Consider the following 8,342-nt stretch of genomic DNA (forward strand, 5'->3'; position numbering starts at 1 on the left):
CACCGGCGAAGCCTCCGAATCCACCTTCCACCTGGCCCAGGAAACCGGCGTCGCCTTCCTGGGCGCCGGCCACCACGCCACCGAACGCTACGGCATCCAGGCCCTGGGCCAGGCCGTGGCCGAGCGCTTCGGCATCAAGGTCGAATTCGTGGACCTGGACAACCCGGTGTGACAGCAGAAAACAGGGCATGGCCGCAACACTGATCCCAGGCGAACCCTTGCCCGCCGACGCGCGCCGCCTGAACGCCCACGGCGGCCACCCACAATACCCACCGCCAGCGCGCAGCGCACCCCGCCTCGCTCCCCAGAAGCACGTATGCCAAAACCGGCTGCCCGCGCAGCCGGTTTTGGCGGGCAACACAAGCCCCTCCCATGCCGCCTCGGTCCAGCAGCGCATGAAACCTCGAAACCGGTAGCCCGGCGCGGGTGGTCGCGGGCGGGGCGCGCCGTCAGATGCGCCCGGCGGAAACCGAAGGCAGCCGCCGACAGGCGGCAACGAGGTTGAGCACGGGGCAGTCCGGAGCGAACGCTCCGGACCGCAATCGCAGGCGCGCCCCGCCCGCGACCACCCGCGCCGGGCGGCCTACGAAGCCCATCCCCCCGCAAGCAAACAACCACTGAACCAATAAAAAAGCGCCCCACAGGGCGCTCTTCCATTCACTTCAAGGCTGCTTCTTCAACAAATCCCGAATCTCACGCAACAACGCCACATCCTCGGGCGTCGCGGCAGGCGCCGCCGGCGCTTCCTCGGCCTTGGTGCGCGCCTTGTAGATCGCCTTCACCATCCAGAAGATCACAAACGCCAGCAACACGAAGTTGATGATGATCGTGATGAAGTTCCCCCAGGCGAAAACGTTGGCTCCCGCCTTGGTCAGGTCCGCATATGTCATCGGCCCGTTGTAACCGGCTGGCATCGACAGCACCAGGAACTTGTTCGAGAAATCGACGGATCCGCCCAGCACGAAGTTCACCAGCGGCATGACGATATCCTTGACCAGTGAGTCGACGATTCTGCCGAAAGCCGCCCCAATGATCACACCAACCGCCAAATCAACCGCATTGCCTTTGACAGCGAAATCTCGGAATTCTTTGACGAAACCAGTCGCTTTGCTCATAAAAGCACTCCCTTCGTGATACGCCCACCAGTAGGCTGGCGCTATAATACGCGGTTGCTATGTTGTTACATATTCCCGCGAAGCCGATGCCGCAGAAGTGATGCTACTCGTAGAGCGGGCGCATCAACAAGGATAGGAAGATGAGTCAGGATACGCTGGTGCATGATGATGACGGTGCGGTTGATCCAAATCTGCCGCCCGATCCTTCGCGACGTTTCTGGGTAACCACCGCCTGTGCTGTGGGTGGCGTAGCAGGTGTCGCAACGGCAATACCGCTTGTGAGCACGTTTTCCCCTTCTGAAAAAGCCCGCGCCGCCGGCGCCCCCGTGGAGGTCGACATCGGCGACATTCCCGTGGGCACCATGAAAACGGTGGAATGGCGGGGCAAGCCGGTCTGGATCATCCACCGGTCTCCTGAACAGATCGCCGGCCTCAAGACCCAGGACGCCCTCCTGGCGGACCCCCAGTCCAAGCGGCCCGGTTTCACGCCCAAATACGCGGAAAACGAAGGTCGCTCGCGCAAGCCCGAGATCTTCGTCTGTGTTGGCATCTGTACCCATCTGGGCTGCTCGCCCACCTCGCACTTCGAAACGGGCGGCGGTGGCGGCATGGGCGCCTCCTGGCAAGGCGGATTCCTCTGTCCGTGCCATGGCTCCACGTTCGACCTGGCAGGCCGGGTCTACAAGAACAAGCCCGCTCCCGACAATCTCGAAGTTCCGCCGTACCAGTATCTCACCGACTCCCGCATCATCGTGGGCGTCGATGAAGACAACAAGGCCTGACGCTCGCGTCGCGCTTTTTTCCCGAATTACGTAAGTAAAACAAATACGCCACGTATTAGAGAAGGAGCCGTTACATGGCTGGCGAGAAAACCGTCGAGACGACAGGCCTGTTGGGCTGGCTGGACCGGCGCTTCCCGGTGACCTCCACCTGGAAAGCGCATCTGTCCGAATACTACGCACCGAAAAACTTCAACTTCTGGTATTTCTTCGGCTCGCTGGCACTCCTGGTGCTGGTGCTGCAGATCGTGACCGGCATCTTCCTGGTCATGCACTACAAGCCGGACGCCGAGCGCGCGTTCCAATCCGTCGAATACATCATGCGCGAAGTCCCGTGGGGCTGGCTGGTGCGCTACATGCACTCGACCGGCGCCTCGATGTTCTTCGTCGTCGTCTACCTGCACATGCTGCGCGGCCTGCTCTATGGCTCGTACCGCAAACCGCGTGAGCTGGTCTGGATCTTCGGCGTCGCGATCTTCCTCTGTCTGATGGCCGAAGCATTCTTCGGCTACCTCCTGCCGTGGGGCCAGATGTCCTACTGGGGCGCACAGGTGATCGTGAACCTGTTCGCGGCCATCCCGTTCATCGGCCCCGAGCTGTCGATCTGGATCCGCGGCGACTACGTCGTGTCCGACGCCACGCTGAACCGCTTCTTCGCCTTCCACGTCATCGCCATTCCGCTGGTGCTGGTGGGCCTGGTGGCGGCGCACCTGGTGGCGCTGCACGAAGTCGGCTCGAACAACCCGGACGGCATCGAGATCAAGCAGGGCCCGAAGGACAAGTACGGTCGCCCCAAGGACGGCATCCCGTTCCACCCGTTCTACACGGTGCACGACCTGGTCGGCGTCGCGGGCTTCCTGCTGGTGTTCGCCTTCATCGTGTTCTTCGCGCCGGAAATGGGCGGGTACTTCCTGGAGTTCAACAACTTCATCCCGGCCGACTCGCTCAAGACGCCGCCGCACATCGCCCCGGTGTGGTACTTCACGCCGTTCTACTCGATGCTGCGCGCCACCACCGACGAGTTCACGTGGGTGCTGGCCGGCGCCTCGGTGCTGGGCGCCATCGCGCTGCTCGTCAAGAGCAACCTGAAGGGCTTCATGCGCATCGCCGTGCCCGGCATCCTGATCGTCGTGGCCGTGCTGCTGCGCGTGATCGACGCCAAGTTCTGGGGCGTGGTCGCCATGGGCGGCACCGTGGTCATCCTGTTCTTCCTGCCGTGGCTGGACCATTCGCCGGTCAAGTCGATCCGCTACCGCCCCACGTGGCACAAGTGGATCTACGGCATCTTCATGGTCAACTTCCTGGTGCTCGGCTACATCGGTACGCAGCCGCCCAGTCCGCCGTTGAACATCACGTCGCAGATCGGCACGCTGCTGTACCTGGCATTCTTCTTCCTGATGCCGGTCTGGAGCCGCCTGGGCACCTTCAAGCAAGTGCCTGACCGCGTGACGTTCCACGCCCACTGAGCCAACGAGAATAACGGACTGACCATGATCAAGAAGCTGATTGGTGCCGTGGCCTTGATGCTCACGTGTACCGCCGCCACTTTCGCCGCCGAAGGCGGCTTTCCGCTGGACAAGGCGCCTTACCGCGTCAACGACATGGCGTCGCTGCAAAACGGCGCCAAGCTGTTCGTCAACTACTGTCTGAACTGCCATAGCGCATCGTCCATGCGCTACAACAAGCTCAAGGACATCGGCCTGACCGACCAGCAAATCAAGGAAAGCCTGCTGTTCACCGGCGAGAAGGTCGGCGACATGATGAATGTCGCCATGACCGCCAAGGACGCCAAGAAGTGGTTTGGCACGACGCCCCCGGACCTGTCCGTGATCGCGCGCGCCAAATCCGTCAACGCCGGCCCCTCGGGTTCCGACTACATCTACACCTACCTGCGCACGTTCTACCGCGACACCTCGCGTGCCACGGGCTGGAACAACCTGGTGTTCCCGGCCGTCGGCATGCCGCACGCGCTGTGGGAACGCCAGGGTCCGCGCGAGCTGACGACGGTGGCGATGCACGAGGTCGAAGGCAAGGACGGCGCGCCGAAGTCGTGGGAACGGGTCACGACGGTGTACGATGCGCAAGGTTTTGCCACGGTCAAGGCCGAGCCGGTAGCCAGCTACCACGGCCATGCCACCTTCGAGGCCAAATTCAAGGCCGCCAACCCGGCCCAAACCGCAACATACGACAACGACGTCGCCGACCTGACCGCGTTCATGTCCTGGATGGCCGAGCCTGTCCAGACGTTCCGCGTGCAGCTGGGCGTCGGTGTCATGTTGTTCCTGCTCTTGTTCTTCCTGGTGATGTGGCGCCTGAACGCCTCTTACTGGAAACACGTGCGCTAACCGCAACGCCCCGCCAGGCTTATCCGCCCCCATTTTCTCCAGGGTGGATAATGGCGGGTTAGGGCTGTATGCCTACCCCCCGCCTGGCAATCGGGGCCAGCGCCTGCTAGATTAGGGCGCTGGCCTTTCGTTTTTCATAAAGGATTTTTCGCCATGATGGTGCTCTATTCCGGAACCACGTGTCCGTTTTCGCAACGCTGCCGCTTCGTGTTGTTCGAAAAGGGCATGGATTTCGAGATCCGCGACATCGACCTGTACAACAAGCCCGAAGACATCTCGGTGATGAACCCGTACGGTCAAGTGCCCATTCTGGTCGAGCGCGACCTGGTCCTGTACGAATCGAACATCATCAACGAGTACATCGACGAGCGCTTCCCGCATCCGCAGCTCATGCCGGCCGATCCGGTCATGCGCGCGCGCACCCGCCTGTTCCTGTACAACTTCGAGAAAGAGCTGTTCGTCCACGTCTCGACGCTGGAAGACCGCAGCGCCAAGCCCGACGAGAAGAAGCTGGCCAACGCCCGCCAGAACATCCGCGACCGCCTGGCCCAGCTGGCCCCGATGCTGCTCAAGAACAAGTACATGCTGGGCGAGGAATTCTCCATGCTCGACGTGGCCGTGGCTCCGCTGCTGTGGCGCCTGGACCACTACGGCATCGAGCTGCCCAAGAACGCGGCTCCGCTGCAGAAGTACGCCGAACGCATCTTCTCGCGCCCGGCCTACATCGAAGCGCTGACGCCTTCGGAAAAAGTGATGCGTCGCTAAGGCTGTTGCGTGATGGGTGAAACTTCGACCAAACCGTATCTGATCCGCGCGCTGCACGAATGGTGCACCGATAACGGCTACACGCCGTACATCACCGTGCAGGTCGACGAGCACACCATGGTGCCCGTCGCCCACGTGCGCGACGGACAGATCACCCTGAACGTCGGCACGCTGGCCACCAACCGCCTGGTGCTGGGCAACGAATTCATCGAATTCCAGGCCCGCTTCAGCGGCGTGACCGAAAACGTCTACGTGCCGGTGGGCGCCGTCAGCGCCATCTATGCGCGCGAAACCGGCGCCGGCATGGGCTTCGAAGTGCAGCCCTACGAACCGCCGGCGCCCGGCACGCCGGGCGCGTCCGACACCGCCTCTCCCGAAGCCAACGCCGATACCGCGCCCGGCGACGATGGCGGCGACGACGAACCCAAGCGCCCGCGCCTGACGATCGTCAAGTAACGCGCCAAACAGGCGGGGGGCTGGCTTGGACCGCCCCCCTGCCGTGGCGCCCGGCCCGCCGATCCGGTGCGGAAGCCGATTCGCATTACCCCCATTACCCCTTATGCGCCGCATCCCGCAAGAAGTTGACGGGGCGCGTGCGCTGCCTTGCGCGGACGCGCCGGCACGCGGCCAGCCACGTCAATCGACGCTGAAACCTGGAACGATAGTGCGTATCATTTGCAAACATCGCCGGAATCGCGTCTCATACGCCTGAACCGGGCCTTTTCCTGCGCGTCGCGCAATGCGCCGCCCAGCCCGCCAGGAGCCGCCACAGACCATGCCGTACCTGATCGGAATGCCGCCCGCCGGCGGACCGTCGACGCAATTCGTGCCGCAGATCGATCGCCAGTTGCTTGCCAAGCTGTGCCTGTTCGACGACGTGTCCGACGACGACCTCGCGCAGGTGCCGCGACAGATCCGCCTGACGCTGCGCGGCCCCGGCCGCGTGCCGGCGATCCTGGGATGGGAAGGCGGGCCGTTCGTGGTCAGCGCGCGGGTGCGCGACCTGATGCAAACGCTGGAGCCCGACACGCACCGCTTCCTGCCAATCGACGTCGAGACCATGATGCCCGGCCGCAAGAGCCGGCCTTTCCGCACTTACCACCTGCTGCTGTGTCCGCCCCGGGTCGATGCCGTGATCATCGAAAAGACCGAATTCTCCAAAGGCATGGGCCAGGCCGGCTACGAAGCCAGCTGCGGCTTTTCTTTCCTGAAAGGCACGCCGCTGGTGCTGGACCAGGCCGCCATCGCGAACCGCTGCTTCTGGCGCCTGCCGCGCCAATTCGGTGTCCGGCCGGCGTATCCGCACAGTGGCATCAGCGGCTATTTCTGCTCCGACGAACTCTGGCGGGCCCTGCGCGCCGAACGGCTGCAAGGCTGGGAAGCCAGGCGGCGCTGCGCAACGGCCCCGCGGCCGGCATGACCCACCCGCGCCCCGTCCTGCAAGCGCGCCGGATGCCGGAAAGAATCTCCTTTTTTCATTACAATGCAGTCCCTGCGCGTGCCCCAGGCACGCCACGCCGGTGTAGCTCAGTTGGTAGAGCAGCTCACTTGTAATGAGAAGGTCGAGGGTTCGATTCCTTTCACCGGCACCAATAGCACCCAATGAAAAAGCCCGGCCGAACAGCCGGGCTCTTGTCTTCTGGCGCCAAAGGTTCGCGGCATTTCCTGGGGGCTGACGCGTCTTGCCGCAAACACCCCCCGCGCCGTTTCGTTGTCACCCCAGCGCGGGCAACATATCGAACAGCAACACCATCACCAGGCCGACCACCGACACGATGGACTGCACCACCGAAATCGTCTTGGTCGCCTCGCCCATCGTCATGCCGAAGGATTCCTTCACCATCCAGAACCCGGCGTGATTGGCGTAGTTGAAGAACAGCGAACCGCAGCCGATCGACAGCGCCAGCAACGGCAGGTTCAGCGAGGGGTCGGCGCCGGCCAGCGGCGCCAGCAGGCCGGCCGCGCCGACGATGCCGACCGTGGCCGAGCCGGTGGACACCGACAGCAGCATGGCGATCAGCCAGCCCAGCACCAGCGGCGGAAACGCGAACTGATGGGTCAGGTGGACGATGGCGTCGCCGACCTTGGCGCTGGTCAGCACCTGCTGGAAGGCGCCGCCGCCCGCGATGATCAGCATGATGCCCGCGATGGGCTTGAGGCTCTTGCCCAGCGCGTCGCGCAGTTTCTCGGCATCGCCGCCGCGCGCCAGCACCAGCGTCACGGCCGCAAACAGCACGCCCAGCAGCATGGCGACCAGCGGATTTCCCAGGAAAGCCGCCGCATGCATCAGGGGCGAGGTCTTGGGCAGCAGCATTTCGGCCACGGCGTGCAGCAGCATCAACAGGGCGGGCAGCAACGCGGCCACCACGCCCAGGCCGACGCCGGGCTGGCCATGGCCGGCATCGGCCGCCCGGGTGGCGGTGAACTGCTCAAGCAAGGCCTCGTCGGGGCGCGTGCTCATGCGCGGCGCGATGAAGGCGCCATACAGCGGGCCACCCAGGATCATGGCGGGCAGCGCCGCGAGAAAGCCATAGATCATGGTCGGGCCGACCGTGGTCTTGAGGCTGGCGATCGCCGTCAGCGGGCCGGGATGCGGCGGCACCATGCCGTGCATGGCCGCCAGCGCCGCGATCACCGGCACGCCCACGTAGACGTAGGCCGAGCCCTTGAAGCGCTCCTGGCCTTCCAGCTTGCGGGCCACGCTGAAGATCAGCGGCAGCATCACCACCAGGCCCACTTCGAAGAACATCGGGATGCCGATGATGAACGCCACCAGCGTCATGGTCCAGGGGATCATGCGCGGCGAGGTGCGGTTCAGGATGGCGTTGGCCAGGCGCTCGGTGGTGCCCGAATCCGCCAGGATCTTGCCCAGCATGGCGCCCAGCGCGATCACCACGCCCACCGCGCCCAGGGTCTTGCCGGCGCCGTCGGTCAGGCTCTTGACGATGGCGGTCGGTTGCATGCCGGTGGCGAACCCGACCCCGATCGACACGATCAGGAGCGCCAGCAGCGGATGCATGCGGATGCGCGAAACGATGAGAGCGACCAGCACCAGGACGCTCACCAGGGCGGTGAGCAACAATTGGATGTCGAACGAAGACATGTATGAAATCCGGAAAAAACGTGGGAGGTCGCGAACCTTCTGGTTGCCATGATAAGGGATCGCCCTGACGCCCAACCGTCATCGCCAGCGCGCCCGGAGGGGCCGTTTTGCATTCCCCGCAAAATTTGTGCATAATTCGCCCCCTCTACCTGTTCCCCGATAGCTCAGTCGGTAGAGCGACGGACTGTTAATCCGCAGGTCGCTGGTTCGAGCCCAGCTCGGGGAGCCAAAGAAT

General features: G+C 63.8%; 9 protein-coding genes and 2 tRNA genes. 9 read left to right on the forward strand and 2 right to left on the reverse strand.

Annotation, left to right across the window (positions count from 1 at the left end):
* Window positions 1–172, forward strand: a 172-nt coding sequence (locus DK459_RS01860; protein ID WP_199234249.1) for a Nif3-like dinuclear metal center hexameric protein, incomplete at its 5' end; no start/stop codon positions are given.
* Between the two features lie 490 nt (window positions 173–662).
* On the opposite strand, the gene mscL is transcribed toward DK459_RS01860, so the two are convergent.
* Window positions 663–1,115, reverse strand: a complete 453-nt coding sequence (mscL, locus tag DK459_RS01865) for a large conductance mechanosensitive channel protein MscL (RefSeq protein WP_006388043.1) — start codon at window positions 1,113–1,115, stop codon at window positions 663–665.
* A 140-nt stretch (window positions 1,116–1,255) separates the two neighbouring features.
* Here mscL and petA point away from each other — a divergent pair, with 140 nt between their 5' ends.
* The 7 genes from petA to DK459_RS01900 all read left to right on the forward strand — a co-directional run bounded on the left by petA (window position 1,256) and on the right by DK459_RS01900 (window position 6,596).
* Entirely contained in the window at window positions 1,256–1,897 is a 642-nt protein-coding gene (gene petA, locus DK459_RS01870; protein WP_006388042.1) for a ubiquinol-cytochrome c reductase iron-sulfur subunit, read from the forward strand.
* A gap of 74 nt (window positions 1,898–1,971) precedes the next feature.
* Window positions 1,972–3,360: a cytochrome bc complex cytochrome b subunit gene (locus tag DK459_RS01875; RefSeq protein WP_006388041.1), complete on the forward strand. Its 1,389-nt coding sequence runs from the start codon at window positions 1,972–1,974 to the stop codon at window positions 3,358–3,360.
* A gap of 24 nt (window positions 3,361–3,384) precedes the next feature.
* A complete protein-coding gene (locus DK459_RS01880) occupies window positions 3,385–4,239 on the forward strand; it encodes a cytochrome c1 (protein ID WP_049054066.1) in 855 nt (284 codons plus the stop codon).
* A 153-nt stretch (window positions 4,240–4,392) separates the two neighbouring features.
* Complete coding sequence (locus DK459_RS01885) at window positions 4,393–5,004, forward strand: glutathione S-transferase N-terminal domain-containing protein (protein ID WP_006388039.1); 612 nt, start codon at window positions 4,393–4,395, stop codon at window positions 5,002–5,004.
* A 12-nt stretch (window positions 5,005–5,016) separates the two neighbouring features.
* Complete coding sequence (locus DK459_RS01890; RefSeq protein WP_110134426.1) at window positions 5,017–5,460, forward strand: ClpXP protease specificity-enhancing factor; 444 nt, start codon at window positions 5,017–5,019, stop codon at window positions 5,458–5,460.
* Between the two features lie 319 nt (window positions 5,461–5,779).
* Entirely contained in the window at window positions 5,780–6,424 is a 645-nt protein-coding gene (locus DK459_RS01895) for an imm11 family protein (RefSeq protein ID WP_020925628.1), read from the forward strand.
* Between the two features lie 96 nt (window positions 6,425–6,520).
* Window positions 6,521–6,596: transfer RNA gene (locus DK459_RS01900), tRNA-Thr, on the forward strand.
* A gap of 122 nt (window positions 6,597–6,718) precedes the next feature.
* On the opposite strand, the gene DK459_RS01905 is transcribed toward DK459_RS01900, so the two are convergent.
* Entirely contained in the window at window positions 6,719–8,107 is a 1,389-nt protein-coding gene (locus tag DK459_RS01905) for a GntP family permease (RefSeq protein WP_006388036.1), read from the reverse strand.
* A gap of 153 nt (window positions 8,108–8,260) precedes the next feature.
* Here DK459_RS01905 and DK459_RS01910 point away from each other — a divergent pair.
* Window positions 8,261–8,336, forward strand: a tRNA-Asn gene (locus tag DK459_RS01910).
* The last annotated feature ends 6 nt before the right edge of the window (window positions 8,337–8,342 follow it).

Origin of the sequence: Achromobacter sp. RW408, assembly GCF_003184165.1 — a bacterium.
Taxonomy (GTDB): domain Bacteria; phylum Pseudomonadota; class Gammaproteobacteria; order Burkholderiales; family Burkholderiaceae_B; genus Achromobacter; species Achromobacter xylosoxidans.